This window comes from Novosphingobium sp. BL-S-19, assembly GCF_055521675.1.
Genome location: NZ_CM145497.1, coordinates 1,024,918 through 1,049,216 on the forward strand (window position 1 = coordinate 1,024,918; position 24,299 = coordinate 1,049,216).

At 62.6% G+C, this 24,299-nt stretch carries 24 protein-coding genes; 17 read left to right on the plus strand and 7 right to left on the minus strand.

Going from position 1 to position 24,299, the window contains the following annotated elements; all coding sequences use genetic code 11:
• Positions 1-135: 135 nt before the first annotated feature.
• Positions 136-1,452 (plus strand): MFS transporter, encoded by a 1,317-nt coding sequence (locus tag ACZ1JV_RS04375; RefSeq protein ID WP_465148516.1) that lies wholly within the window; start codon positions 136-138, stop codon positions 1,450-1,452.
• A 42-nt stretch (positions 1,453-1,494) separates the two neighbouring features.
• Here ACZ1JV_RS04375 and ACZ1JV_RS04380 read toward each other — a convergent pair whose 3' ends face one another.
• The 7 genes from ACZ1JV_RS04380 to ACZ1JV_RS04410 all read right to left on the minus strand — a co-directional run bounded on the left by ACZ1JV_RS04380 (position 1,495) and on the right by ACZ1JV_RS04410 (position 8,296).
• On the minus strand, positions 1,495-2,433 hold the full coding sequence (locus ACZ1JV_RS04380) for a DMT family transporter (protein WP_465148517.1): 939 nt from the start codon (positions 2,431-2,433) through the stop codon (positions 1,495-1,497).
• A 262-nt stretch (positions 2,434-2,695) separates the two neighbouring features.
• Positions 2,696-4,051 carry an MFS transporter gene (locus tag ACZ1JV_RS04385; RefSeq protein ID WP_465148518.1) on the minus strand — a complete coding sequence of 452 codons (1,356 nt, stop codon included), beginning with the start codon at positions 4,049-4,051 and terminating at the stop codon, positions 2,696-2,698.
• Between the two features lie 78 nt (positions 4,052-4,129).
• Complete coding sequence (locus ACZ1JV_RS04390; RefSeq protein ID WP_465148519.1) at positions 4,130-4,477, minus strand: cupin domain-containing protein; 348 nt, start codon at positions 4,475-4,477, stop codon at positions 4,130-4,132.
• An 11-nt stretch (positions 4,478-4,488) separates the two neighbouring features.
• Positions 4,489-4,731, minus strand: a complete 243-nt coding sequence (locus ACZ1JV_RS04395; protein ID WP_465148520.1) for a hypothetical protein — start codon at positions 4,729-4,731, stop codon at positions 4,489-4,491.
• Positions 4,728-6,152: an aldehyde dehydrogenase family protein gene (locus ACZ1JV_RS04400; protein WP_465149775.1), complete on the minus strand. Its 1,425-nt coding sequence runs from the start codon at positions 6,150-6,152 to the stop codon at positions 4,728-4,730. The genes ACZ1JV_RS04395 and ACZ1JV_RS04400 overlap by 4 nt, the downstream gene beginning before the upstream one ends.
• Positions 6,149-7,330, minus strand: a complete 1,182-nt coding sequence (locus tag ACZ1JV_RS04405; RefSeq protein ID WP_465148521.1) for an aromatic ring-hydroxylating oxygenase subunit alpha — start codon at positions 7,328-7,330, stop codon at positions 6,149-6,151. Before ACZ1JV_RS04405 ends, ACZ1JV_RS04400 begins: the two co-directional genes overlap by 4 nt.
• 72 nt (positions 7,331-7,402) lie before the next feature.
• The gene (locus ACZ1JV_RS04410; RefSeq protein ID WP_465148522.1) at positions 7,403-8,296 is read right to left on the minus strand and encodes a LysR substrate-binding domain-containing protein; all 894 of its coding nucleotides are present in this window, start codon (positions 8,294-8,296) and stop codon (positions 7,403-7,405) included.
• Between the two features lie 154 nt (positions 8,297-8,450).
• On the opposite strand from ACZ1JV_RS04410, the gene ACZ1JV_RS04415 reads away from it, so the two are divergent.
• The 16 genes from ACZ1JV_RS04415 (at position 8,451) to ACZ1JV_RS04490 (ending at position 24,247) form a co-directional block, all read left to right on the plus strand.
• Complete coding sequence (locus ACZ1JV_RS04415; protein WP_465148523.1) at positions 8,451-9,788, plus strand: NAD(P)/FAD-dependent oxidoreductase; 1,338 nt, start codon at positions 8,451-8,453, stop codon at positions 9,786-9,788.
• A gap of 2 nt (positions 9,789-9,790) precedes the next feature.
• On the plus strand, positions 9,791-10,732 hold the full coding sequence (locus tag ACZ1JV_RS04420) for a PDR/VanB family oxidoreductase (RefSeq protein ID WP_465148524.1): 942 nt from the start codon (positions 9,791-9,793) through the stop codon (positions 10,730-10,732).
• Positions 10,733-10,974: 242 nt separating this feature from the next.
• Positions 10,975-12,321 (plus strand): hypothetical protein, encoded by a 1,347-nt coding sequence (locus tag ACZ1JV_RS04425; RefSeq protein ID WP_465148525.1) that lies wholly within the window; start codon positions 10,975-10,977, stop codon positions 12,319-12,321.
• Positions 12,322-12,563: 242 nt separating this feature from the next.
• Complete coding sequence (locus ACZ1JV_RS04430; protein ID WP_465148526.1) at positions 12,564-12,986, plus strand: c-type cytochrome; 423 nt, start codon at positions 12,564-12,566, stop codon at positions 12,984-12,986.
• A 1-nt stretch (position 12,987) separates the two neighbouring features.
• The gene (locus tag ACZ1JV_RS04435) at positions 12,988-13,791 is read left to right on the plus strand and encodes a COG4315 family predicted lipoprotein (RefSeq protein ID WP_465148527.1); all 804 of its coding nucleotides are present in this window, start codon (positions 12,988-12,990) and stop codon (positions 13,789-13,791) included.
• 71 nt (positions 13,792-13,862) lie between these two features.
• On the plus strand, positions 13,863-15,014 hold the full coding sequence (locus ACZ1JV_RS04440) for a hypothetical protein (RefSeq protein ID WP_465148528.1): 1,152 nt from the start codon (positions 13,863-13,865) through the stop codon (positions 15,012-15,014).
• Entirely contained in the window at positions 15,011-16,702 is a 1,692-nt protein-coding gene (locus ACZ1JV_RS04445) for a DUF1588 domain-containing protein (protein ID WP_465148529.1), read from the plus strand. The genes ACZ1JV_RS04440 and ACZ1JV_RS04445 overlap by 4 nt, the downstream gene beginning before the upstream one ends.
• A gap of 16 nt (positions 16,703-16,718) precedes the next feature.
• The gene (locus ACZ1JV_RS04450) at positions 16,719-18,059 is read left to right on the plus strand and encodes a DUF1552 domain-containing protein (RefSeq protein WP_465148530.1); all 1,341 of its coding nucleotides are present in this window, start codon (positions 16,719-16,721) and stop codon (positions 18,057-18,059) included.
• A complete protein-coding gene (locus ACZ1JV_RS04455; RefSeq protein WP_465148531.1) occupies positions 18,056-18,547 on the plus strand; it encodes a VOC family protein in 492 nt (163 codons plus the stop codon). The genes ACZ1JV_RS04450 and ACZ1JV_RS04455 overlap by 4 nt, the downstream gene beginning before the upstream one ends.
• On the plus strand, positions 18,544-18,867 hold the full coding sequence (locus ACZ1JV_RS04460) for a high-potential iron-sulfur protein (protein WP_465148532.1): 324 nt from the start codon (positions 18,544-18,546) through the stop codon (positions 18,865-18,867). The genes ACZ1JV_RS04455 and ACZ1JV_RS04460 overlap by 4 nt, the downstream gene beginning before the upstream one ends.
• Positions 18,864-19,523, plus strand: a complete 660-nt coding sequence (locus tag ACZ1JV_RS04465; protein WP_465148533.1) for a cytochrome b/b6 domain-containing protein — start codon at positions 18,864-18,866, stop codon at positions 19,521-19,523. The genes ACZ1JV_RS04460 and ACZ1JV_RS04465 overlap by 4 nt, the downstream gene beginning before the upstream one ends.
• Positions 19,520-20,065, plus strand: a complete 546-nt coding sequence (locus ACZ1JV_RS04470) for a MarR family winged helix-turn-helix transcriptional regulator (RefSeq protein ID WP_465148534.1) — start codon at positions 19,520-19,522, stop codon at positions 20,063-20,065. Before ACZ1JV_RS04465 ends, ACZ1JV_RS04470 begins: the two co-directional genes overlap by 4 nt.
• A 265-nt stretch (positions 20,066-20,330) precedes the next feature.
• The gene (locus tag ACZ1JV_RS04475) at positions 20,331-21,314 is read left to right on the plus strand and encodes a 3-oxoacyl-ACP synthase III family protein (RefSeq protein WP_465148535.1); all 984 of its coding nucleotides are present in this window, start codon (positions 20,331-20,333) and stop codon (positions 21,312-21,314) included.
• Positions 21,315-21,343: 29 nt separating this feature from the next.
• Positions 21,344-22,315: an NAD-dependent epimerase/dehydratase family protein gene (locus ACZ1JV_RS04480; RefSeq protein WP_465148536.1), complete on the plus strand. Its 972-nt coding sequence runs from the start codon at positions 21,344-21,346 to the stop codon at positions 22,313-22,315.
• Positions 22,308-23,153: an MBL fold metallo-hydrolase gene (locus ACZ1JV_RS04485; RefSeq protein ID WP_465148537.1), complete on the plus strand. Its 846-nt coding sequence runs from the start codon at positions 22,308-22,310 to the stop codon at positions 23,151-23,153. Before ACZ1JV_RS04480 ends, ACZ1JV_RS04485 begins: the two co-directional genes overlap by 8 nt.
• Positions 23,150-24,247 (plus strand): DUF3419 family protein, encoded by a 1,098-nt coding sequence (locus ACZ1JV_RS04490; protein ID WP_465148538.1) that lies wholly within the window; start codon positions 23,150-23,152, stop codon positions 24,245-24,247. Before ACZ1JV_RS04485 ends, ACZ1JV_RS04490 begins: the two co-directional genes overlap by 4 nt.
• Positions 24,248-24,299 lie beyond the last annotated feature (52 nt).

Genomic DNA, 24,299 nt, shown 5'->3' on the forward strand with positions numbered 1-24,299 from the left:
GGCAAGCGGCCAGGACTTTGCGACACCGCACGATTTTGCGGCCCGAACATGCGATGCCCGGCTACGAACGATTGCCAGGCGTCGCGGGGAAGGTAATCATGCCCCTCATATCGTTCGAAATTGAGTGGGCCGCCCATGCAGGTCGAGACCGATACAGCGGCGCGTGAACATAAGACGCTGTCACGCAAGTCGATGGCGATCGCCGCGTTCTCGACGATCGTCGAGTGGTACGACTTTACCCTCTATCTCTATCTCGCCACCGTACTCTCCCGCGTCTTCTTTGGGGGCGGTCAAACGTCGTTGTTGACGACGCTGGGCGGTTTTGCCGTTGCTTATCTCATGCGCCCGTTCGGGGCGGCGGTGTTTGGCCATATCGGGGATCGCCACGGCCGCCGGCGCACCATGCTGCTGTCGATGGCACTGATGACGGCAGCCATGCTCGCCACCGCCGCAATGCCGACTTATGCCAGCATCGGGCATTGGTCCGGCTGGCTGCTGCTGTTTTTGCGGTGTACAATGGCGTTCTCGGTCGGCGGCGAATATACGGGCGTCGTCGCTTACCTGATGGAAGGCGCGAAACGCCATCAACGGGGCCTTGTCACTTCTTTGGCCGCTGCTGCAAGCGAGTTGGGCGGCCTTCTGGCGGCCGGCATCTCGGCGATTGTCGTCAATGCCTTGCCCTCTGCGGCTCTCGCCGAATGGGGCTGGCGCATTCCTTTCCTGTTCGGGGCCATGCTGGCAGGCGCCGTACTTGTGGCGCGCGCTACATTGGAGGAATCCCCGGACTTCGAGCGCCAGGTCATGTCCTCTACCGTGCCCGACCGCCCCTTGCGGCAGGTTCTGAGCCGCAATCGCATCGCGATCGCCCGGGGGTTTGCCATTTCGGCGCTGGGCTCGATCACCTACTATGTCGGCATCACCTATGTTCCTGTCTTTCTCACGGGCACGGGGATCATGCCCGAAAGTAAAGCGCTATGGCTATCGACCGGGGCCGCATTCGCCGTAATTCTGGTGACACCGTTTGTCGGGGGCCTTTCCGATCGGACAGGACGCCGGAAGATCCTGCTGGCCGCGGCCCTTCTCGCTGCGGTGATGCCTGTGGCTTGCTTCTCGATAATGGGCATGGGTTCCTTCGGCACAATCCTGACCAGCACGCTTCTCCTGGCATCGCTGGGCGGCGCCGTCAGCGCGGTGGGTGCGGTGGCAACGGCAGAGCAGTTTCCCGGCGAAGGGCGCCTTTCAGGCCTTGCTCTCGGGGCGACTACGGCAACGGCGATATTCGGCGGGCTTGCGCCTTTCGTTGCGCAATTTCTGGTTGAAGCAACGGGATGGCAGGCCGTTCCGGGCCTGATGATCGCAATCGTTGCTATCTGCGTGTTGCCCGTGTTCGTGGCCAGCCCCGAGACCCGCCCTTCCGTCTGCCAACCCAATCCATCCGTCGATCCGCACTGAGCCGCCGATGCGCGGGCTGGGTCTCGGCCCAAATGGCGGTGGTCAATGCAGGTGGCTGCCGTTGTATTTCGAGGCGATGATTACGCCGATCAGCGTAATGGCTACACCTACCCCCATTACTGCCGACAATGGTTCGCCGAACATGATTCGCCCCCAGATCATCGTTGCTGGCGGGCTCAAATAGAGAGTGCTGCTCACTATTGTTGAAGAGTGGTGCTTAAGGCAAAGGTAGTACAAGCCGTATGCGCCGATCGTGGCGAAAGCGACGAGCCAGGCGATGCCGATCCAGAAATTTGGCTCCAGAGGCGGGGCTATGCGCCCTTGCGCCGATGTTACTGTCAAGAAGATCAAAGCGCTTGCGAGAGACTGGATCGCTACGCTCTGATGGATTGGCAAGAAACTGGATGGCCAGCGCTGTTGCAGCAGCGTCACGACGGCGATGGAGATCATTCCAAGAAACGGCAATGCATAGGCCCACTTGGGAGCCGTACCGACATGCAGCGAGCCGGCCGACGCGGCCAATACACCGCAAATCGCAAGACCGATGCCGGCCCATTCGCCGCGCGTGACGATCTGGCCCAGGATCGGAATGGAAAGTAGCACGATCGCCAATGGCAGCATGTCGGACATGAGCGCGACGATGCCAGTCGGAACGCCTTCCTCGATAGCGATGCCGCAACCCAGAATGAGGCCGCCCATCGCGAAAATGCCGAAGATTGCTTGAATCAGAACATCGCGGAGCCGTGGGCGTGGACCGATCAAGAGCGCGAACGGCAGTAGCAGCAAGCCGGCGATGAGATTGCGCCAGAATGCGACCAGGGCAATCGGCGCATAATCGACGGTGAAGCGTATTCCGATGAAGCTCGAACTCCAGCACAGCAGGAGCCCCAGCAGCATCAACCACTGCCTGGCCGCGAATGACGGCTTGAGCGGACCTACAGGGACGTCTGCAATCGGCACTAATTGCATTTCCGTGGTCATTTCCGCTCACTTGCCCAGCGTTGGATTGATGGAAGCTCGGCCCTCTGGCGATTTTCGCTGATGGAAGCCAGCAGCAACATCGCATCGGGAAAAAAGTCGGCCCTTGGGCTTTACGCGCCAAGGACCGGCTTTCTCGTCGTCTTTTAGAGCGTTTTCCGAGTCATCAGGTGGCATCACCTGATGACTCGGAAAACGCGGAAAACCAAAAGCTTGAAGCAGTTGATCCGATGCAGTCGGATCGGAAACTGCTCTAAGTGGAGCGTTAGCGACCGCCCGAGTTCGGAGCGGAGGTTTCACTCAGCTGTTTCCCCATGGTTTCCGGCGCCAGCAGCCAGGACACGACGCCGCCGAAGAGGCAGATTCCTGCCGCGATCAGCATCGTTCCGGAAATACCCAGATGGTCGATAGACATGGGCATCAGGAAGGTACCGGCGGCGGCACCGATACGCGAGATAGCGGTGGCGAAGCCGACGCCGGCGCCGCGGATCTCCGTCGGGAACACTTCCCCGGGATAGACGCTGCAAAGCGTGGTCGAGATTGCGTTGACGAAGGCGAAAATGAGAACGCAGGCGACGATCACCACAGGCGACTGGCTGGCAAACGTCACAGCAACCAATACCGCCGCCGAAATGAAGAAGGGGGGAATACCCAGCATTCGGCGGCCCATTTTCTCGACCAGCATTGTGGCGATCACGACGCCTACGAGAGCAAGGCCGTTGAGGGCGATACCTGCGGCGAGCCCGTCACCCAGGCCGAGATGGTTCAGTACGAACGGTGCGAACGTGCTGATCGCAAAGTAAGGCGTCACGTTGCAGACCCAGAACACCGAAACGAAGATCGTGGTCTTGATGTAGTGCGATGAGAACAGGTCGCGCATCCTGAGAGGATTGGAGGCATTCTGCGCCTTGAGGTCCTTGCGGCCTTCCTCACACATATATTCCGCAGCAAGCTGTTCCGCTTCGGCATGGCGCCCCTGACTTTTCAGCCAGCGCGGGGATTCCGGCGTACCGAGCCGCATCAGCAGGACAATAAGGGTGGGAATGGCGCTCAGGCCCAGGATCACGTTCCACGGGGCGCTATCGGAAACGACAAGCGCCCAGCCCATTACGTAAGCGATGAGGTAGCCGGCATACCAACCCACTTCCTGCACGGACATCAGGAAACCGCGCAGGCGGGCGGGAGCGAACTCAGCGAGCATCGGCCAGCCAACCGCGTAATCGGCGCCGATCGCTACACCCATCAGCAGGCGTACGATGAATAGCTGCATCGGATCGGTGACGAAGAACTGTGCAAGCGAGCCGATGAGGAAAATCGCCAGGTCGATCGTGAACATCGGCTTGCGGCCGATCTTGTCGGCCAGGTAGCCGCCCAGCGGGCCGCCCAGGAAAATGCCGATCAAGGCGGAAGCGCCGATCAGGCCCTGCCAGGCCAAAGAGAGATTAAGATCTGCCGTGATGGCCGGCATCACGATGCCGATGCCGCCAAGGATGAAGCCATCGATGAACATTCCGCCCGAAATCAGGACGGTCAGTTTGGTGATGAAACGACGTTGCTGGTTCGACAGCGGCGTGGGCGGCCTGAGCAGCACGGACGGTTCGTGTAGTGCGGTCGTCGACAAGGTTGCATCTCCCGTATATTATTATGCTCGGGCTCTGACGCCCGTGTCATGGATAAAAAGTCCCCCCTCGGCGTGTGGCTATGTACTGCGCAGCTCCGCCCAGTTGCCGGGCTGCACGGCATAGAAAATGTGTGCTGCTTCCCCGCCGTAGATCACGCTTGTGCCCTCTGGGATCCACATGACGTCCCCCGCCTCGGCGCCGTGAATCTTGCCATTCACCTCGACGGTGAATTTCCCGGAAATCACATAGATGACTTCGTCATAGAGGAGGGTCCAGGCGATGGCGGACCCATCGAAACGCCCAAAACCCGCGCCCATGGTGGAAGAAATGCTGCCGTCGATCGCGCGCCCTACTTCGGCGGATCCCGGCGGACCTCCCCGGTGCTTCAAGGCAACGTCCTGGGACCGAATGACCCTGACGCTCATGTCCTGTCTCCTCAATTCCTGCCGTGTGCGACCAGACGCTGGTCAAGCGACACGAACTCATCGGCGCCCGTTTCCAGGGCCAGTACGAAGGCCTGCGTCAGATAGAAGCAGGCCGCGTCCACCCGGCCCTGCGCTTCCATGATGTCCGCAGCCTCAGTGTAGGCGTCGATCATCCCGGCAACGTCTGCGCGGTGGTGCGCGTCCGTCACCTGCTGTTCCAGCAGGCGCCAGACGGCCGGATCCGGGTCGCTCATCGCTTCAGCGAGATCGCGACGTTCTTCGTCCGCACATAATTGAACAAGGCTTCGACGCCCTTTTCGCGTCCAAATCCGGACTTGCCGATGCCGCCGAACGGGGTGGCGATCCCGCCTGCAAACCATTCGTTGACGAACACCTGGCCTGCGCGCAGCCGAGACGCGACCCGGTGGGCCCGGGACAGGTCATGCGTGAAGATTCCTGCGACAAGACCGAATTCCGTGCCGTTCGCGATGGCCACGGCTTCGTCCTCGGTTTCGAAGGGAATCATGCAGAGTACCGGTCCGAAGACTTCTTCGAGCGCAATCTTGGAAGTCGGGCTGACGTCGCGCAGGACGGTGGGTGCCATGAAGTGGCCGGCCCGATCGAGGGGCGCGCCCCCCGCAGCCGCACTGGCGCCTTCGCGGGTAGATGCGGCGACGAGGGAGGCAACGGTTTCGAGCTGCCGGGCCGAGATCAGCGGCGTGTGGTCGGCTTCGTCGAGGCCGTGTCCGACCCGAAGGCTGTTCGCCAAGGCCGCGCACGCTTCAACGGCACGATCGTAAAGACGGCGCTGCACCAGCAAACGGGACATGGCGGAACAGACCTGTCCGGAGTTGAAAAAGATTCCCCAGCGAACGCTTTCGAGCAGGGTATCGAGATCGGCATCCTCGAATGCGATTGCCGCCGACTTGCCGCCCAACTCCATGAGTGAAGGGGTGACGTTTTCTGCGGCTGCGCGCAAAATGGCCTGCCCGGTCGGCACTGAACCGGTGAAGACTATCTGATCGATTTGCGGGCTGGCGACGAGCTTCGCGCCCAGATCGATACCGGTGCCGTTGAGAATGGAAACGGCGCCTTCCGGCACTTCTGCAGCTTCGAGCGCACGCCCGAGTACGGTCAGCGCGAGCGGATCGAGTTCAGGCGATTTGACGATCACCGAATTGCCGGTTGCCAGTGCCGGCGCCAGCGAGCGGGCAGCGAGCGATACCGGGAAGTTCCACGGCACGATTTGCGCCGAAACGCCCACCGGCTCCAGCACGGTGTAATCGACGTAGTTCGGGCCAAGAGGGATGTGCTTGCCCTCCATCTTGTCCGCCATGCCGCCGTAGTAGTCGAAATAGGCCGCCGCCTCGTCGAACTCGGCCTTCGCGTCCGAAAGACGCTTGCCGCTTTCTCGGGTCAGCACATCGGCGCCTTGATCGGCGATCTTGCGGATTTCACCGGCGATGCGGCGCATCAGGTCTGCTCGCTTTTGCGGAACCATCTGCGACAGATCGCCGCGATCGGCACTTTTGCGCGCGGCTTCCAGAGCGCGTGCGAGCGTCTTTTCGGCGGCGATCGGCGCTTCTGCTATGGTCTCACCGGTCGCGGGATCTTCGACGTCCAGCACAGCATCGCCGTCTACCCAGCGCCCCGCGAGGAAATTGCGGTAGCTCATGCGTCCCGGCCTTCTACGCGGCCTTCGGCTACACGCTGGTTGTGGACCTGCGTTGCAACCCACTTATGGAAGATGTGCGTAGGTCCATCCATGGCCGGCGAGAACCTTCCGCCGTCAAATAGCTGGCCATGACGCCCGCGCTGCATGCCTTCGACGACGAAGATGTCTTCCTGAAAGACGACCTTCCAGCGCCGCGCGTTTTCGGCGCGAAGCTCATCCTGTTCTTCGCTGCCACCCGGCTTTTCGGCGTAGTAGAGTTCGACGTGTTCGACTGTCTTTTCGAGGCTGATGGGCTGGAGAACGAGCGCGAAAACGTGATCGCGCTGCACACCAAGCAGCACGTTGGGAAACAGCGAAACGTATTCCGCACCCTCGTTCCAGTACTCGGGAAGCCCCTGGAAATCGGGGAGTCTGGATCCGTTTTCATTTTCGAGCTGACGATAGACCAGCGTGATCTGGCCGGAGTATTCAGCGCGGTGCTCGATGTTCCGGTGGTCTTCGAGGCGGGAATAGGTGTTCAGCGCTGGATGGACCCACGGAAGGTGATAGCTTTCGCAATAGTTTTCGACCGCCAGCTTCCAGTTCGTGTTCACCTCAAGCTTGAAACTCGAAGATTCCCCGCCGTGATACTGCGGCTGCTCGAAGGCGCTCCAGCGCTGGAGCAGATCCGCGTGAACTTCCTCGAAGGGGGGCATGTTGCCGTTGATGTTCACGAAAACGACATCGCGCCAGACGTGGCTCGGGACCTTCACCAGCCCGAGTTCGCCGGCGTCGATTTCATCGTGCGTGTTCTGGCCGGGGCCCCCGATGTGCGGGGTTGTGCGCAAGGCGCCGTCTAGGCCGTAACACCACGAATGATAAGGGCAACGGATCGCACCGCGGATCTTGGTCGGTTCGTCCACCAGGATCATGCCGCGGTGACGGCATGTGTTCTGGAAAACGTTCACCGCACCGGAACGATCGCGGACCAGCAGCAGCGGCATTCCCAGGAAATCGACCGGCTTGGCGTCACCCACTTCAGGCACGTCCTTGCCGAAGCCGACACCAGCCCAGTTTCCGAAAAGCACTGCACGCTTTTCTTCGTCAAAGACGGTCTGGTCGACGTAATGCGCGTTGGGAAGCCCCTGAGCGCGCGCAATGTCGGTATGCACGCCGCTGAGTTGGGTCATAACGTTCATGGTATTTGCCTTGCCTCTCCAAGTTCTCGTTCAGGATCGAGGCAGGCCGTCAAACGCTCAATGTCGGAAAATCTAATCTTCGGATGAGATCATTTCATCCATGGTGTCGAGAAGCCAAGCCCTCAGTTCACGAGCGGATTCGGTCAATTCATCGTCGGGCCGGGTGATCAGGTGGAAGCGGCGAGGGGCAGGAATGCTGTGCCCCCGGATCACTTGCAGGCGGCCGCTGCTCAGGAACGGTGCGATCAGCCGCTTCCATCCGAGGATCAGGCCCACGCCATCCATCGCCGTGTGCAAACCGATCAGGTAGCTGTTCACGCGAAAGCCGTTGGAGTGGGGGCCGACATGCTCCTGCGCTGCGAACCAATCGTCCCAGCTCGTCCAACTGGGATCATTCGATTCGAGGTAGATCAGTCGCTGTTCGGCCAGCGTTTCGAGCGAAGCGTCATGAAGGCGCGCGGCTACCTCCGGCGTCGCAACGGGTACAAGCTCGTCGCGATAAAGCGGCTGCTGGTGCCAATCGCTGCGGTGATCACGGCCGTAGCGGATGTACATGTCGAGATCAGGGGCGATCCCGAACCCTTCATCCGAGACCATCTGATCGATGGTGATATCGGGGTGGGCGTGCCAGAAGGCCGCGAGACTGGACGACGTCCACAGGCTGGCAACGGCCGACGTCGTGCCGATTCTCACCCTGCGTTCCCCCTGCAACTGCCGAAGTTCACGCAATTGGCGAGAAATCGCGCCGAAGCTTTCTGCCAATGTGGCGAAGAGCCGCCCGCCTTCCCGGGTCAGCTCGACCCCCCGGTGTCTGCGATTGAACAACGCCATGCCGAGTTCGCTCTCGAGCTGTTTCACCTGATGGCTGACAGCGCCTGGGGTGACGTTGAGTTCGACTGCGGCATTCTTGAAACTCAGCAGGCGGGCTGCAGCCTCGAACGTCGTCAGCGTGGTCAAGGTCGGCATGTCGTAAGTCCGACGTGACATGGCATCTCTCCGCGATCTTCTATTTTTCGCGGCAAATACACATGAGCTGAGCTCAATCAAGTGTGAGTTTTTGCCGCATTGAACGACTTGTCCGAACGGCCTCTTTTGGCAGGAAATTTCGTGAGAGGATCCGATGTCTTCAGCAGTCACCGTGCGGCGCTTGCCGCTTCCGGACACGCCCGGCGGGTGGGTATCGCCCTCCGAACTGTCGGTGATGGGCACTTTGCCGCCGCCGCCGACAGCGGAATGGGCGGTGATCGGAGCGGGCCTCACCGGCCTTGCTGCGGCGCGCCGGCTTGCGGAACTTCATCCCGATCAGACCATCTTGCTCCTGGATGCCAAGCCCGTTGGATGGGGCAGTTCGGGACGCAATGCCGGTTTCGTCATCGATCTGCCGCACAAGTTCGATCTGGACGGCCAGGACACCGCCCGCATGAACAGGGTTGTGCGGCTGAACACGGCCGCCATCGCGGATCTTGATAGGCTGGTCACGGAGCACGGGATCGCGTGCAATTGGTCCAAGGCCGGCAAGCTGCAAGCTGCAATCGGCGAGACCGGCATGGCCGGGATGGAGAATTTTGCGCGCATTCTCGACAGCATCGGCCAGCCCTATCGCATGCTGGATCGTAAGGATGTTGCCGAAATCGCAGGCACCAGCCACTATCAGGGAGCGATCTTCACGCCGGGTTGCATTCTCATGAATCCGGCCCGTCTCGTGCGGGGATTGGCACGAACGCTGCCAAGCAATGTCGTGCTGCTCGACGGCTGCCCGGTACAGCGCCATCAACGCCGAGGTGACGGGTTCGAACTGTCGATTCGCCGTCAGGGCATACCGATGACCGTTCAGGTCGGCGGGATCATAGCAGGGACCAGCGCCTATACCTCCGAACTGGGGTGGATGCGCCGTCGGATAGTTCCGGTCGCAACTTTTGCATCCATCACCCGTCCCCTCGACGATGCGCAGCTTCGGGCTTTCGGTGGGCGTCTCGACTGGGGCCTGACCCCCGCCGACATCGGCGGCACGACGATCCGCATGACGCAGGATCGCCGCCTTTTCGTTCGCAACCAGTACGACTACGTCGGTTCTTATGCCGCGACGGATGCCGCGCTCGACCGAGTGCGCGCAAGCCATCGTATCGCGCTCGCGCGGCGCTGGCCCCAGCTGGCTGAAATTCCGTTTGAAAGCACCTGGGGCGGAGTCACGGCTCTGGCCCGCAATCGCGTGAGCTACTTCGGCGAAATGGCGCCGCGCGTTTGGAGTTCCAACACAGACAATGGCGTGGGGGTTGCGCGCGGAACCATCTCCGGCCGCCTGCTCGCGGAGATGGCCAGCGGTATCGAGAGCGACCTGCTGGACGACATGCAGGCCGTTTCCGGCATTCCCGTCCAGAACCCGCCGCGCCCGTTCGTCGGGATCGGCGTCAAAGCGCGCCTTCGCTTCGAAGCCTGGCGCAGCCGCAAGGAAATCTGACCATGTCCATCACCGCAAGGCTGAGCCGCAAGACCCAGCTCAGCCCAGATATCGCCGAATTCCGTTTCCAGACGCTGGGAGAGCGTTTCACCGACCTGACGCCCGGCGCTCATATCGACATTCACTTGGGCGACGGCCTGATCCGCCAGTATTCACTTTGCGATTGGGATCCCCAGGGCACCTGGGTAGCCGTCGCCGTGAAACGCGAAGACGCCGGTCGAGGTGGGTCGAGGGCGGTCCACGCGCTCGATGAAGGTGCCGAGTTGCAGATCGGCGGGCCGCGCAATCACTTTGCGCTCCGAAATGAACAGGCGCCCATACTTCTGCTCGGCGGCGGGATCGGCGCTACGCCAATTCTGGCGATGGGCCGTCACCTCGCGGCAAGCGGTGCAAAGGTCCGGATCGTCTACCTGACGCGCTCTCTCAAGGATGCGGCGTTGCACGAGACTTTCGAAGCCCTTGCGCTGGGCGATGCCTACCGGCTGCATTGCGACGATTCCGACGGGTTCTGCGACTTCGATCGTGTGCTTTCGGAACACCCCAGCGACGGCGATGTCTATGTCTGCGGGCCCGAGCCGATGCTTCAGGCCGTTCTATCGGCAGGTGCGCGAAGCGCCCGCCCGAACATCCATTTCGAGCGATTCGCGGCCGCGCCGGACCGCGCAGCGCAGCCCGCGGAAGGATTCGAGGTCGAAGTCGGTTCGACCGGCCAAGTCTTCGCGATATCGCCGGGCCAATCGATCCTGACTGTTCTTCAGGAAGCCGATTTCAATATCGAGTTCGGCTGCTCGGAAGGCATCTGCGGCGCCTGCATGGTCAACGTTCTCGAAGGTGAGATCGACCACCGGGACAGCGTCCTTGCAGACGATGAGCGCGATCAGAACGACTATATGTGCATCTGCGTGTCCCGTGCAAAATCGGGGAGGTTGAAGCTCGACCTATGACGGGCCCCAAACCGAGGAGTGCAGTACCGCCTGCCCGCCACATCGCTCCCCAACCGAGCGAACGCGCGGCACCGCAAGCGCAACGTTAAAAGCAAAACAGGCCAGAGCGATCGGGAAAGATCGCCGGTTCACGTGAGAGGATCCCCCATGGTCTCGAACCCGACCGCGCGCGGCGGCATTTCGCCGCGCCTTTGCTTCGCTGCGCGACACCGACACCGCAGCGGTCAGCGCGAGAATTCCGCATGTTAAGCGCCGCAGCAGTCGTGGCTCTCGCGCCCGCCATTGCTGCGACGCCATCGGCACAGGTGGCCGGCTTGACGGGTTCCGATACCAGCACGGTGTTTGAATTTCCTGTCTCCAGCGCCGGCGAAGGCAGCGATGCGCTGCCGGCTCCGGCCGGACCATTCCCCGACGCTACCGGAGAAGCGGTTTTGCCAGTTGCCGAACCGGCACGGGAAAAGGGGAGGCTCAAACTCGGCGGTGCAATCCGGGCTCGCTACGATCTGCGTTTCAACGACACGGACGCGACCGGTGCCCGGCGCACCTCCAGCCATTTGTCTTTCGACACGCTGCTGCTGACGGCGGACTATGATTCCTCCGTCGTGTTCGGGGCGGCACAGTACCGTTTCTATGGAGGCAGTTTCATTTACGGACGCGCCAACGGCTACGACAATTATCCGGGCGAGGTGAATTTCCCCGTCTATGCCTATGTCGGTGCGAAATTGAACGATAAGCAGAAAGTCACCGTCGGCGTTCAATCGGTTCCGTTCGACGAGCGCTGGTGGGGATCGGCCTTTTTCAACAGCCTCGGGTTCGTCTATGGCATGGAGGAGGTCTACAACGCCGGCGTGACCTTCAGCCACAAGGATGCGCACCTTTCTCTCGATGCCGGTTATTTCCCGACGACCGCGCCCAGCGCATTCGGCATCAGTGATGATAGCGCCCGGTTTTCGGTCAACTTCGTCAAAGGCGATAGCTACGTTCCTGATGGATCCAGAAATGCCGAAAGGGACATGTTCGTTGGGCGCGCGCAGTACCATTTCGACTTGCCGGGAAAGAGCACGCTCACTTTAACGGGGTCTGCCTGGCTCTCGACGATCCACAACTTCGATACGCGCGAGAACGGGTATCGTCGCTCCTATGCGCTAAGCGCGAGTGGCGATAGCGGTCCTTGGCATGCGAAAGTCCTTGCCGCCCGCCAGGTCATCGAACCGCGCAACGGCGGGCGAAGCGACCTGATTACCGTGGGCGATTACGATTCGTCGTACAATATCGCGGCGAAGGGCACGTTGGCGTTTGGTGAAATCGGCCGTAAGATCGAGACCGGGAGCCTTCCGTTCAGCCTCAGCCTTTACGCGAACTATGGCCGGTTCATGAAGGATGGTGCCGGTTTTGCGGATACCGAACGGCTGACTTTAGGGGCGTTCTGGTCGGACAAGGCGACAAGCCGGATACGTGTCTGGTCCGATCTGATGATAGGTCGGAACGATCCATACGTGGGGGCGGGGCAATTTTTGTCCGGGGCCGGTCAGGGCGGTGACGACAGGATCAAGGCCTCGCTGATCATTCTCATGGGCTACTATTTCTGAGCATATGCTGGCCGCGTTCGGGCCGGTCACTGAAACGCCGGTTTCACGGGGCCGTCAGGCAATGTTTGGTTCCGCAGGATATCACGCTCAACAAAGGACAGCGCTCCTAGGCAATTCCGCTTTCTCAAAAAATACGACGCGTAGCGATTGACTAGTTCAAAAATTGAATCAATATTTTCCCCAACGACAAAACAGCCGGACGGGAGAATGCCATGAGAGCCATTTGGCCGATGGGCGCTGCAATGGCGGCGCTTGCGGTTGCCGCGCCCCTGATTGCGGCGCCAGCCGACACGATCCGATCGCGCGTTGACAATTACCGCGAGTTGGGCGCCGCATTCAAAGCGGTGAACGATGGCCTGCGGGGCGACGTTCAGTGGGTGCTGCTCAGCCAGTCCGTACGTCAAATCCGCAATGCATCGCGCGGCCAGTATGAGTGGTTCCCGCAAGGTTCCGGGCCTCAGCCAGGCGTGAAGACGCGCGCCAAAGCGGACATCTGGGCGCAGCCGGCAAAATTCAAAGCCAATCAGGACGGCTTCGCCAAGGCCGCCGATGATTTGCAAAAGGCGGTGACTGCCAAGGATGCCGCCGCCGTCAGGATCAGCGCCCGAAACCTGGGCGGCGCCTGCAAGAGCTGCCACGACACTTTTCGTACGCCGGAGGGTTGAGGTGCGACGGGAGTCTGCGGCGATCCTTGCCGCCTCCAGTGCCGTTCTTGCCATCGCGCCAAGCAACGCATCTGCTCAGCCTTCCGATTTTGCGATCGCAGCGGCGGATGGATCGCCGTTGCCGGCAGGGGTCCGTACCAAGCGGACGGATGGGGGCAGCGTCTATGCCGATTCCCGGGGCGAAGTGCTCTATGGAATGGACATGCGCACGGTCCTGCGCTGGGCACCGGATCCGAGCAAGTATTGCGCAGAGGCTTGCGAACAGGATTGGCAACCGTTGCTCGCTCCGGCTGGCATGGCGCCGAACATCCGATTTCCCGATGGCTCCCGAATGAATGCCGATGATGGTTTCATTGACCCTCGCAAGGCTCCCGACTGGACTGTCATCGAAGGCGCGCAGGGGCCGCAGTGGGTCTACAAGGGCTGGCACCTCGTCTTTACGCGAAAGTCGGGCAATCGCGTTTCGACAGCGTTCGACGGCACGGGCGGCATGACCTGGAACACCCTTAAATACGTGCCGGCGGTTCCGAAAGTCGATGCGCCGGGCAGTGTCACCACCGCTTTCATCGATGGTGCCTATGCGCTGACGGACAAGGACGGCCGCGTCCTGTTCACAGGAAAGTGTGAGCGCGATTGCCGGTGGCACCCGCTGCCTGCGCCGATGGCGAGCAGCGGGTCCAGGGATTGGAAAGTCGCTCTCGCTGGTGATCGCCCGGAATGGACATTGCAGGGAAAGCGCGTGTTCGTGGCGGACGACAGCGATCCCCATGCCGTGCCGCCGGGAGGCAAGATCCTGCGGCCCTGAGATGATGAGGGAGAGGCAAGGTGAATAAACGAAAAACGCGCCGAGGCCTGTTTTTAGGGGGCATGGGCTGCATGGCCATCGCATTGGCCGGCGGCAGCGCCGTGCTGTCGTTGCAGGCGCCGGCGCAGGCCGATGCCGTGGGCGGTAAACTGCCAGCCGCTCCGGCGAATGGAGTGATGGGCTTCGTCGTTCAGGATTTCGTGCCGCCGGTGCTTCAGGATAAGGCTGCCTGTCCGACTGGAACCAGCCCGAAGATCCGCGAAACCTACCTCGCGTCGTTGTCGCCTGACGAGCGGGCGCGGCTGGAACGCAAGGAAAACGAACCCGAATTGACCAAGCGCTGGCAGGCGACCGTGTTCGGGCCGAACGGCACCAACATCTGTTCGCAACCGGATCAGTTCGATCGGCCGCTGCTGAAGACGGTGCAGAGCGCGAATGCGGGCGGGCTCGATCTCGATGGCGATGACCCCAGCCAAAGTTGCAGCCATGAGGCGTTCACCGCGCCCGACGGCCGGACCGGGATCGACAATCAGGAATACCGGGTGATGGGCTGCACGCTGGAATGGCGCGGCAAGGACGGCATCGGCGGGGATCTGCTCACGGGCATGCGCCAGTTCCATGCTTCCGGCGAATGGACGCAGGTGATCCTGCTGCGCGGTGTGGACAGCCTTGAGAATGACGACGATGTCGAGGTGATCTACGGCAATACGCCGGACCGCCCCGGTCTCGACAATCGCGGCAATTTCCTGCCCGGCTATAGCTTCACGATTTCCGACAAGCCGCCGCGGCATCGCAACGTGCTGCACGGGCGGATCATGGGCGGAGTGCTCACGACCGACGCGCAGGATATCAAGCTGACGCAGACCTGGGGGCAGGGCGGGGCCCGCGACATTCGCGGCACACGCACCGCTTACGATCTACGCCATGCGAAGCTGCGTCTGACGTTCCAGTCGGACGGATCGTTGCGCGGTCTGGTCGGCGGGTATCGGCCGGTTTTCGATGTGATCCAGAGCCCGTCGATCGGCGGTGTGGGCGCGGCGCTGGCGGCCGGGATCGATTGCGCGGGAACGCTGGCGACGCTGCGCAAGTATGCGGACGGCATCCGCGATCCCAAGACCGGCAAGTGCACGGGCGTTTCCAGCGCGATGGAACTGCGCGCGGTGCCGGCCTTCGTCAACGACGTGCCCACGGCGGCCCGTCCCGTCAGGAATCAGGCCCTATGAGACCCTCTCGCTTCGTGCCGCTTGGCATGGCCGCGGCTACGCTTGCCGGTGTTTTGTGGTTCGGCGGGGCGGGATCGCCGGTGCCGCGCGTTCATGCCGAAGCGAACGCTTCGCAGACATTGCTGGAAGGCCCGCAAGTCGTCGGCATGCGCCGGTTGACCGAAGCGCAGTACCGCAATTCCATCGCCGATATCTTCGGAACCGATATCCGCGTGGCGGGGCGGTTCGAGCCTATCGTTCGTCCGGCGCATCAATTGATCGCCTCCGGCGCACGCAGCGCGGCGATCTCGCCATCGGGGCTGGAGCAGTTCGATGCGATGGCGCGTGATATTGCGCGGCAGGTCTTCGATGAACACCACCGCGCCCAGTTCGTGGCATGCACGCCGGCCGATCCGGGAAACGCGGACGCCGATTGTGCGCGGCGGACGCTGGCGCCGCTTGGCCGCCTGCTTTTCCGCCGTCCGCTGACCGAGCAGGAACTCGCGCTCTACGTTCGCATCGCGGGAGAGGGGGCCGGTCCGACAAAGTCCTTCGCGAAGGGTCTGGAACTGGCGCTGAGTTCCATGCTGGTTTCGCCCTGGTTCCTCTACGTGGTGGAGACCGCAGAGGCCGATCCGATCAGGCCCGCCATGTTGCGTCTGGATAACACGTCACGCGCGGCCCGGCTCAGCTTCATGCTCTGGAATTCGACGCCCAGTGCGAGCCTTCTGGACGCCGCTGCGACAGGCAAACTGACCGATCAGGCGGGCCTGACGGCAATCGTCCAGCACATGGTCGCCTCTCCGCGCTTCGAGCAGGGGCTGAGGGCATTCTTCTCGGACATGCTGCTGTTCGAGAAGTTCGACGAACTTGCCAAGGACCCGGTGATCTATCCCTACTTCAATCAGGACGTGTTGCAGGCGCTGCCCGAACAGATGCTGCGCACGATCAGCACCCAATTGCTGGACGGGGACGGCGATTACCGGGAGCTTTTCACTACCCGCAAGACCTGGATGAACCGTCCGCTTGGTGCGCTGTACAGAGTGCCCGTCGGCCAATCCCAAGGGTGGGTTCCTTACGAGTTTTCGGCGGATTCGGATCGTTCGGGGCTGCTGGGGCTTGCCGGTTTCCTGGCGATGTATTCCCATTCGGGGCGCAGTTCGCCCACGCTGCGCGGGCGGGCGATACGCGAACTGCTGCTATGCCAGCCGGTGCCCAATCCGCCGGGCAACGTGAACTTCACCGCGGTTCAGGACACCGCCAACAAGGCGATGCCCACGGCCCGCATTCGCCTGGATGCCCATACGACCGATCCGGTCTGCGCCGGGTGCCACAAGATTACCGATCCGATCGGGCTGCCGCTCGAACGCTTCGACGGCATCGGCTCATTCCGGGCCAGCGAGAACGACGCGCCGATCGATGTCTCCGGGGCGATGGACGATGCGCGCTTCACGGGTGCGGACGGCCTTGGAAAGACCATCGCTGCCAGCCAGGACGCGACGATGTGCGTAACCTCGCGCGTGCTGGAATACGCGACGGGCAGACCCAGTGAGGACGGCGAACTGGTCGAGAAGCTGGAAAGCCGCTTCGCCGGCGACGGCTACCGCCTGCGCAAGCTGGTCGAGGCAGTCGCGACTTTGCCTCAAACTTACGAAATTCCCCGCGAAGACCTGAAAGCCGGTGCCACGCAAGTGGCGACGCGGCGCTAACGACAGGAGGACCATCATGGCATTCGACATGTCCCGCCGCTTCGCCCTGAAGGGCATGCTGAACGGCGCCGCCATTACCGTGGGCGTTCCGCTTCTCGACATCTTCCTCGACGGCAATGGGGAGGCGCTTGCCGCAACCGGCGCACCGATGCCGGTTCGCTTCGGCACGTGGTTCTGGGGGCTGGGCGTCAATCCCACCCGCTGGTTCCCGGACAATGCCGGCACGGGATACGACCTGAAGCCCGAACTGGAAGTGATCAAGCCGCATGCGAGCAAGATCAATATTCTGGGCAACTTCAATGTGATGCTGGACGGGGCGCCGAACCTGCCGCACGTGTCGGGTGGTCCGGCGATCCGAACCGGGCGTGCGATCACGGCGGACGGCGGGCTGCCCGGCGAAAGTTTCGATGTCACCATCGGCGACCGGATCGGTTCGCGCACCCGCTTTCGCAGCCTGGAAACGTCGGCGTCGGGCGATCCGCGCAACTCGCTGAGCGGGCGGGGCGGGGGCAATCTCAACCCGTCGGAGGGTTCGGCGGCCGGGCTCTACAAGCGCCTGTTCGGCATCGGCTTCAAGGACCCCAACAGCGGAGAGTTCACGCCCGATCCCGAAGTGATGGCGCGCCGCAGCGTGCTTTCGGCCGTAACCGATCAGCGCCAGTCGCTGGAAGGCGCAGTCGGGGCGGCGGACCGGCAGAAGCTCGATCAGTATTTCACCTCGGTACGCCAGCTTGAGAACCAGTTGGAAGTGGAACTGACCAAGCCTGAGCCGCTACAGGCCTGTCTGGTGCCGAAGCCCGTTGCCGACCGCGCGGTCAACGCAGAGATCGAGAACGTGGTGACCAACCATGCCCTGATGACCGACCTTTTGGTCATGGCACTCGCCTGCGACCAGACGCGGGTGTTCAACATGATGTTCAACAACGGTGCGTCTTCGCTCACGCGGATCGGCAGCACCATCACGCACCACCAGCTTACGCATGAGGAAGCACTGGACAACCGCCTCGGCTATCAGCCTGAAGCGACCTATTTCCTGAACCGCATTTTCGAGGCGTGGACCTACTTCGTCGGCGCGCTCGACAAAGTGCAGGAAGGATCGCGCACCCTGCTCGATAACACGCTGGTCTTTGCCCATTCGGAAACCGAATTCGCCAAGTTCCACACGATCGACAACATTCCGATGATGACGGCGGGCAGCGGCGGCGGGCGGATCAAGACCGGCATCTACGTCGATGGCCTTGGCACCCCGGTCAGCCGTGTGGGCCTTACCCTGCAGCAAGTCATGGGTGTGCCCGTCGACAAATGGGGCGCGAAGAGCATGGAAACCTCGAAATCGATCGCGGAGTTGATCGCATGAGGCGCTGTTCGTCCATTGCGATTGTCGCCGCCGCGCTCGTTTCGGCGTTCGGGGCTGAGGCTTCCAATGCCCAGCAAGCCCCGGCTTCGGCCCGAATGGTGGGCACGGTTCTCAATGCCGCCGCCATCGACAAGGAGCTTGCCTTCTACAAGGCGGCTTTCGGGCTTGAAGTGGGCATGACGCTCGATCACGGCACGCGGCGCGAATACATGCTGCGCTTCTCGAAGGACCCGATGGAAGCCGGGCTGATACTGGTCCACGACAGCGCTCCGGCCAGCCCCTCTCAACTGACGCATGGCAATGCCTTTGACCGCATCGTGCTGCGTGTCAGCGACATGGATGCGCTGGTTGCCCGCCTCGATGCTGGGGGCTTCCCGCACGAAGCGGTGCGCCGGGTTGCGCAGGGGTACTCCGTTCTCCAGCTTCAGGATCCAGAGGGCTATCCCATCGAAGTGATCCAGAGCGCGGCCAAGGAGGATGCGCAATGATCGCGTCGCGCAGACAGCTACTTGGGCAGGCCGTCGCCGTGGCCGGCGCGGCATCCGTGGGTTTGTTCCTCGGCCGCGATGCTTTTGCCCAGAGTGCCGCACCGGCTTGCTACGATCCGGCTTCGCTGCCCTTCACGCAGAAAAGCCGCCGCAAGTCGCTCGGCTACGTCGAGGCTTCGACCGATCCCGCGCGGCACTGCGGAGACTGCGCGTTCTTCACGGCGACTGCGCCCGGCTGCGGCACCTGCCAGATGCTGTCCGGCGGGCCGGTCAATGGCGGCGGAGTCTGCAATTCCTTTGCGAAAAGGGCGGCGAAATGAGCGCTGGAACAGGCGTCCGCGTCTGGGATCTGCCCACGCGGCTGTTTCACTGGCTGCTGGTACTGCTATTCGCGTTCTCCTGGTGGAGCGCGGAAAACCGGCACATGGACTGGCACTATCTGTCCGGTCTGACTTTGCTTGGTCTGCTGGCGTTTCGGCTGATATGGGGCTTCGTCGGTGCCAGCACGGCGCGCCTGCCAGCGCTTTTCGCCTCACCGCGCTCGGCAGTCGCCTATGTGCAGGGGAGGGGAAGTGCACGCTTGGGGCATAATCCGCTTGGCGGCTATAGCGTGATCGTCATGCTACTTTTGCTGGCGGTTCAGATCGGCACCGGCCTTTTCGCGACCGATGTCGATGGGCTGGAATCGGGCCCACTGTCTTTTCTCGTCACCTTTGATCAAGGACGTCTAGCGGCGGAAGTCCACGCGTTCAGCTTCAATCTGCTGCTGGCGCTCGTAGCACTGCATGTCGTTGCCATAGCCTTCTATCTCGTCGTTCGCCGCCGCAATCTGGTCGGCCCGATGGTCAGCGGACGGGACCCATCGATCGACAATTCGCAGCCGCACATGAAGCCGGGGCACCCGGTTGCCTTTGTCATTGCCGCTGCACTTGCTACCTTGCTGGCCTGGTCGGTCAGCAAGGGTTTCGGTTTGTGAAAGGTACGCCACGCGAAGAGCTTCTAAAGCGCGCGTTTTCTCCGCAGGAGGCCGATACCCGGCGTAGTCCACGGTCCGGCGACACCATTGGGTGGGCCGAGATCGCGCCGATCATCGAAGGACTGGTATTTGCCGGGCGCCCGATCGGCGACGCGAATGCCGAGGTTACAGCTCGATATGATCTGGGCCCAAGGGGGTGCTACATTCTGAGCGCAATCGATCGCGGCATCACCTATCCCCAGGACCTGGCCTCGCTCATTCGTATCGGCCGCAGTCTGGTAACTTTCGAACTGAACCGGCTTACATCGGCTGGCTTGGTTGTGAGTACCCCCGGAAAGACGGACCGCCGGCGAGCGGAGCTTAGTTTGACGGACCTGGGCCGAAACGCGAGCGAGGAGGTTCGAAGCAGCCTTGAACGGATCGTAAGGGCTAACCTCGCTGCCTACTCGCTGGAAGAAATCCAACTTTTCGCCCGGATGCTCGCAGACGCAGGGCGATCAGATGGCAAAGCGTCCGTCGAGGCGGGTGGAGAGCGCGACTGATCGCCCCGAGTTATCCACCGCAGATTGGCTTGGGAGCGCCGCGTCCAATGGATGCGGCGAGGTTGCGCCGCCACAGTGCCTATCAGGGCCGCTTTGTTGGCGCTTGGTGAAGATCATCACGCTGACTATTCCCGGCATCCACCAAACATAAATTCCAGAATGTTTACATTTTCAAGTCTGTGCTCAATGACACGGAAAGGGGACAAGTTCCGGCGGTGTATCGGGTCAATCTGGCTTGCTCTCCCTGACAAGGAGAGATTTTGGCGTGGAGCGGCGCTTCAATATTGCCGGCACCGGGACCTACTTGCCGCGTGAACGCGTCGCTGCCAGTGACTATGACCAGCTCACTGGTCTGTCCGCAGGACAAGTGGCGCACCGGTTCGGCGTTGAACAGCGCCACCGCGCGGGCCCGGACGAGACGTCCAGTTTCATGGCTGAACAGGCTGGGCGCCGTGCTCTGGCAGAGGCCGAATGGGATCCGCAGTCGCTGGACGTGATCGTCTCCGCCTGCGGGGTTATGGAGCAGCCGATCCCCAGCACGGCAGTACTGGTACAGCACCGGCTGGGGCTTGGCGCGAGCGGTATCGGCGCTTTCGACGTCAATGCCACCTGCCTGTCTTTCCTGATTGCGTTGGACCGGGTGCTGGCTGGCTTCGCGCTGGGCGATTGGCGCCGTGCACTGATCGTCAGCGCGGACATCGCCAGCGCCGCACTCGATTTCTCCAATCCGGAAGCGGCCGTTCTGTTCGGTGACGGTGCGGCGGCAGTTGCGTTGGAGGCTGACGGGCCGCATCTCTGCGTCGCACACCTGTTCCGCACCTATGGTGAAGGTGCCGCCTTTTGCCGTCTGGAAGCGGGCGGGACACGGCTTCGCCCCGCAGACGGGATTGAGGGCTTTCTTTCCCATGCGCGCTTCAACATGGACGGGCCTGCGCTGTTCAAAGCAACGGCACGCCGTTTTCCGGGCTTCTTGAGCGATTTGTTCGAACGCGCCGGCGCTACCCTCGAAGACATCACCTGCGTCATTCCGCACCAGGCCAGCAGAGGCGCGCTTTCCCATCTTGCGCGTTCGCTGCCAGGGGAGCGGATCGTCGATAATTTTGCCACCGTCGGCAACCTGATCGCGACGAGCCTGCCCTTCACGCTTGACCGCGCGCGCCGGGAAGGGCGGATTAGGCCCGGTGAATTGGCGCTGCTGGTCGGTAGTTCGGCTGGCATCTCGCTGGGCGGGACCATCATACGGTGGTAGGCCCACAGGCGGCGCGCGGGCGCGTATTGGTGACCGGGGCTACGGGCGGATTGGGGATGGTTCTTGCCGCGCAGCTCATCGGCCTTGGTCGCGATGTGATCACCACGGGGCGCGATCCGGCGCGGGGCGAGGAACTGGCGCGTCAGGGCGCGTGTTTCGTGCGCGCCGATCTGGTGCGCGACGATCCGCGGCCGCTGCTGTGTGAGGTCGATACCGTGTTCCATCTGGCCGCGCTGTCCTCCCCCTGGGGTGCCCATGCCGACTTCGTGGCGACAAACCTGACGATGACCCGGCGCCTGCTGGACGCGGCCCGCGCGGCTGGTGCCAGTCGTTTCGTCTTCGCGTCAACGCCATCAATCTATACCTGCACGCGGCATCGGTTCGGGCTCAGCGAAACCTCTCCTCTGCCGGTGAGGCCGGTCAATGCCTATGCCGAAACGAAATTGGCGGCGGAACGGGCGGTGCTGGCAGCCGCCGCGGCCGATTTTCACGCCGTGGCCTTGCGCCCGCGCGCGGTCATCGCGCCGCTGGACACAGTGCTGTTGCCGCGATTGCTGCGCGCGGCACGGCGCGGCGTCATGCCCCTACCCGGCCGAGGCCGCGCCTTGATCGAGCCAACCGATGCGCGCGACGTGAGTACTGCTTTCCTTGCGGCGGAAGCCCGATGTGAGGAAGTGAGCGGCCGGGCTTTCAATATTTCCGGCGGGCAACCACTACCACTTGCCGATTTGGCCGCGCACACGTTTCGTGGATTTGGCCGACGTGTCCGGCCGATCCCGCTGCCGGCAACGCTGGTGCTGGCACTGGCCCATCTCGCCGAGGCGAGCGCGCGGCTGCGCGCCGGATCGCCCGAGCCTGGCCTGACAACTTACGCCGCGAAGGCGCTGGGTTGGTCGCAGACTTTCGACCTGACGGCCGCGCGCACTGCGTTGCGGTGGGAACCCGAGTTCAGCCCGTTCGAGGCGATCGACTGGGCGCTCGCGCGTCGCGCCGATGCGTGAAGTTCGTAGCATTCCCCTGCTGACCGGCAGTTGCCGTCATCCGCAGGCGATGACAATTCGCGGTGGTACCTGGCGGCCGGTGGACTTTCCGGCCGTGGCGATGCTGCTCGTCCATCCCGAAGCAGGGCCAATACTGTTCGACACGGGCTACGATCCAGCTTTTCTGGCTGCGACGCGGCGCTTGCCCGAGGCACTCTATCGCTGGACCACGCCGGTGCATATGGCCACTGGTGCCGACGCAGCGAGCCAATGCCGAGCGCTGGGTCACGATCCCGCCGACGTACGCCATGTCGTGCTGTCGCACTTTCACGGCGATCACATCGCGGGGCTGCACGCCTTTCCTCGCGCGACGATACATTGCGCGCGGGCCGGGTGGGAGGACATGGCAGGCCGCCACCGCGTTGCCGCCACGCGGCGCGGTCTGTTGCCGGCGCTGGTTCCCGCCGATCTGCCTTTGCGGGCGCGTTACTTCGAAGATGCGCCGCGAACTGTGTTGCCCGGCGATTTCGCGCCTTTCGACGCGGGTGCCGATATTCTGGGAGACGGTTCGCTGTTGGCCGTCGAACTGCCGGGGCATTGCCCCGGGCACTGGGGACTGGCGCTGAACGATGCGCGCTGGGGATTGCACCTGTTGGTATCGGACGCGGCATGGTCGTTGACTGCGATCCGGGAAAACCGTCCACCACCGGCGTTTGCGACCGGTTGGCTGGGTAATACCTCTGCGGCGCGCACGACACTCGATGCGCTGCATCGCCTTGCCGTGCGAAACCCCGATTTGCGGCTGACGCCTTGCCACTGTCCGGAACGGGCGGCCGAGATCGGATGTGATCTGCCATGAGCACGGCACGGCTGGATCAGGCGCGAATCTGGTATTCGGCCTGCAACGAGGATGTGGCCAGCGAAATCGCCGCGCTTCATCCCGCCGGCAAGCGTGTGCTGTGTATCACCGCCAGCGGATCGCGCGCCTTCGACCTGCTGCTGGCAGACCCGGCTCAGGTGCTCGCGATTGATCAAAATCCGGCGCAGGGCGCCTTGGCCGAACTGTTTCGCGCAGCGTACCTGCATTGCGACTATGATGCATTCTGCGGCCTGACCGGCATTTCCGACGATCCTCGGCGCTTGGCGCGACTGGAAAGCCTGATGCCGATGCTGTCGCCCCATGCGCGCGATTTCTGGGAACGCAATCGGATGCTCGCGGCAGAGGGGCTGCTCTATTGCGGGCGTTGGGAAGGATTTCTGCGGAAATTCCGAGGCTGGGCGGGTAGGGGGCGACGGGTGCTTGCCGATCGCGTTCTGACCTGTGCCGACCGCGATGAACAATGGGCCTTGTGGCAGGCGGAGTGGGACGATTGGCAATGGCGCCTGTTCCTGCGCGCGCTTGCCTGCCGGTCCTTGTGGCGATGGGGCCTGCGGGAGCCGGGGATCGCCTATGTGCCGCGCGATTTCGACATGACCGGCTATGCCCGCGCTCGTTTCGATCACGCGGCGCGCCACCTGCATCTGGCGAAGTTGCCGTTCGCCTGGTTGCTGTTGAACGGGGGCTATGGGGCGAAGGTACTGCCGGCTTACCTCACCAGAGCGGGGCACGCGACAATTAGCGAACGGATCGACCGCCTGACGCTACGCACCGCCAGCCTGCAAGAAACGCTCGCCGCCAGCGATCCCGGTGCGTTCGAGGCGGTGTCGCTTTCGGACTATTCTTCCTATTGCGACATCGCCGAGCAGCGCCGCGTTTGGGAAGATCTGGCTCGCGTTCTGCTGCCGGGCGCTCGGGTGTGCGAACGCAAGTTCTTCAACAAGACAGGTATGGACATCCCGTGGGTGGCCGGATTCAGCCGCGATCACGGTATGGAAGCGCATCTGAATGCCCAAGACGGCACGTGGTTCTATAGCTTCGTTGTCGCAACGAGAGGGCGCGCGATATGCGCGTAGGCGGCCCATGGCCTGAAGGTCTGGAGCGAGCGTGGCATCCGGTGGCGTATCG